This window comes from Daejeonella sp., from assembly GCF_049655485.1.
GTDB lineage: Bacteria > Bacteroidota > Bacteroidia > Sphingobacteriales > Sphingobacteriaceae > Daejeonella.
This window is the reverse complement of record NZ_JBASJU010000430.1, coordinates 1-2,277: the sequence shown is the minus strand read 5'-3', so window position 1 is coordinate 2,277 and position 2,277 is coordinate 1. Positions and strand designations below refer to the sequence as shown.

Here is a 2,277-nt window from a genome sequence, read left to right as displayed (position 1 = left end):
TGTGAATAAGCTGTTTTTGTTTGGAAGAGAAATAATACGTGCGTTAGTAATAAAATACCAAACAGCACACTCTTCTGCTGGCGCAGTAGAAATATTTTCATATTTTAGAATACTTAGTTGATTAATTATTGATTGCTAAAATCAGCGGCATTGAACAAATCCAATATGCGGCTGCCTGGCCGGTTCTGCTTCAGAACCGGATGTTTGTCTTGATGCTTATTGACTCATACTTGCCATCCAATTTTATATTTCCCCCTTTTTCTATGCCGCTAATTTAGAGTTAGGCTATTAACGGAACATTAATTTAAAGATACCAGATCTTCAATATCCTGGTGACACGCATATACTATATTTAATGGAAATCAAAAGCAAAACATTTGAGTAACTAAATTTAACATTTTCTTAACATTAAATAAACATTAATAATAAAAAGTAAGCGGTTAAGACAAGGTTTTGAAAACCAATAAAATACAATCTGAAAAAATATTCGATCCATTTCCTAAGAAAATAGCAAATGAATGAGAAGCGCTACAGGATTGAACTCCCTGCGAGTCAAAGATCGAAATATTTAAAGCCAAAGTAACGCGTAGGAAACGCGCACGAAACGCGCACAAAACGCGGGTAATACCCGCCTGAACCTCCGTTTAATTTGGGTTTAATTCACCTTTGACAACTGTTTAATTTCGCTTTTTTCAAAATAAATAGTATATTCATATCAGCAAAAAACCCTCATAATATGGGCAGATTAATCAACGGGCCGAATGGCCCCTTTATCGGTAAGGCAGGGTCCTATATCGGTTACGTGGTAAACGGAGTTGGTTACATTAAGGGGAACTACCGGCGAAGAACCAAGGCACCTACCGAAGATGAAGCATTCAACCGAGAGAAGTTTGCGGTTGCGCAGCGATATTTGCGACCACTTATAAATTATGTTAGACCGGGGTTTAAGGGTTATAACCCACGATTCCAGGGTTTCGCTGCAGCCAAATCTTATCTGATGAGAAATGCACTTAAGGTAATAGATCGGAAAATTGTGATAGATCCTGCACTTGTAAAAATATGCTTCGGAAATTTGCACCTTCCGGACAATATTAAATGTGAATTTCAAGAACCTAATCTAATGCGGGTTAGCTGGGATCCATCAGGAATAGGTGCTTCCGATCAGGCGATGGTTTTGTTTCATAATAGTGAAGCTGGTCACCCTTACGGAAATGTCTATGGCAATTACCGGAAATCAGGGGAAGAGAATATTCTTGTCGAAAATTCTCACGGGACCACTTTACACGGCTATCTGGCTTTTATTACCGAGGATAGAAGCCGTCAGTCAGATACCGTGTATTTAGGAAAGTTTGAGTTTTGATAAACGGCTATTTCCCCGCCCAGTAGTCCAGCACCAGTACTTTATCAAGGTGTGGCGACAAAATTTTCACAAAATCTTTGTGTGCTGGATGAGGGAGATATATTTCTCTGGCCTTTTCACTGGCAAAGCTCACAAAAAAGGCATGAGTAAACCCCTGGTTAAGATTCTCGGGGCTGTTATTCCTGCCCCACTCAAATCCTTTAATTTCTTTAATCTTTGATGGCAGTGCCCGGAAAGCATCTTCTACTTTTTTGATATCTGCTGCAGAACTTTCATCTTTAAACTTAAATAATACCATATGCCTTAACAGTTTTGCCGAAGGTTTTTTATTGTTTTGCGCATGCACAACTCCTGCTAAAATCATCATCATAAGTAGTATAGAGATCGTTTTTTTCATCGGGTTATAGTTTTAATCAAGAAGGAAATCTGAATGTGTATATTAAAGGTTCTTAAGCCTTCCATTAAATATTAAGCAATCTAATCAAAATTCACACTAACCTTAACGCCGGCGCTGAATAATCTCATTGGTTTTTTTGTTCTTAAGTATAAGTTTCACTTCTCCGTCAGGCAATGTTTCCTCTTTAATAAGATAAAAATCCTCGTCATAACTCACCAGATGGGAAGAGCTTTCTACATTGTCTTTTCCACGCCAGTCTTCAATCTTGACTTGCTCCCAGAGCCTGGTTTTAGCAGAGGAGTAAGCTGCATCCAGTATACAGTTAACAATATAAGCATCGTAGAACGTTTCAAGAGGCTCGCGCCGCGCTTCTATGGAGTCAAACATATCTGTGAACATATGAGAGTAACCCAATTCGTGAGCTTCGTCGCCAACCGGAAATAGCCAGCCCTTATCTGTTTCTGATTTTTCTGCAACATATCCGCCTTTCCCCGTGCTAAACATTTCAAATCCTGTACGC

3 protein-coding genes are annotated in these 2,277 nt (G+C 39.0%); 1 reads left to right on the top strand and 2 read right to left on the bottom strand.

The window, feature by feature from the left end; genetic code table 11:
* The first annotated feature begins 736 nt into the window (after nt 1–736).
* Nucleotides 737–1,360, top strand: coding sequence for a DUF6266 family protein (locus tag WBJ10_RS17345; protein WP_424292582.1), 624 nt, complete (start codon nt 737–739; stop codon nt 1,358–1,360).
* Between the two features lie 7 nt (nt 1,361–1,367).
* On the opposite strand, the gene WBJ10_RS17340 is transcribed toward WBJ10_RS17345, so the two are convergent.
* Nucleotides 1,368–1,757, bottom strand: a complete 390-nt coding sequence (locus WBJ10_RS17340; RefSeq protein WP_424292580.1) for a Dabb family protein — start codon at nt 1,755–1,757, stop codon at nt 1,368–1,370.
* A 102-nt stretch (nt 1,758–1,859) separates the two neighbouring features.
* Nucleotides 1,860–2,277, bottom strand: a 418-nt coding sequence (locus WBJ10_RS17335) for a hypothetical protein (RefSeq protein ID WP_424292578.1), incomplete at its 5' end; no start/stop codon positions are given.

What these genes read in the sequence shown, in the direction of transcription:
- WBJ10_RS17345 (WP_424292582.1), top strand. Translation starts at nt 737, where the DNA reads ATGGGCAGATTAATCAACGGGCCGAATGGCCCCTTTATCGGTAAGGCA.
- WBJ10_RS17340 (WP_424292580.1), bottom strand. Translation starts at nt 1,757, where the DNA reads ATGAAAAAAACGATCTCTATACTACTTATGATGATGATTTTAGCAGGA.